Raw genomic sequence first — 256 nt, 5'->3', positions numbered from 1 at the left:
GCGGCGTGCCTTCTCCCGAAGTTACGGCACCATTTTGCCTAGTTCCTTCACCCGAGTTCTCTCAAGCGCCTGGGGATTCTCACCCTGACCACCTGTGTCGGTTTGGGGTACGGTCGCACATGATCTGTCGCTTAGAGGCTTTTCTTGGAAGCGTGGCATCAGTGACTTCAACACCGGGGTGTCTTCGTCTCGTCTCTCGGCCTTAAGATCCCGGATTTACCTGAGATCTCAGCCTACTGACTTTCACCAGGGCTAC

At 55.5% G+C, this 256-nt stretch carries 1 rRNA gene; it reads right to left on the bottom strand.

From position 1 onward, the window contains the following. Window positions 1-256: ribosomal RNA gene (locus M8006_RS17935) — 23S ribosomal RNA — on the bottom strand; the annotation flags it as partial.

Origin of the sequence: Halomonas llamarensis, from assembly GCF_023555005.1 — a bacterium.
GTDB classification, from domain to species: Bacteria; Pseudomonadota; Gammaproteobacteria; order Pseudomonadales; family Halomonadaceae; genus Vreelandella; species Vreelandella llamarensis.
The sequence above is the reverse complement of the archived record's forward strand: the minus strand, read 5'-3'. Positions and strand labels throughout refer to the sequence as shown.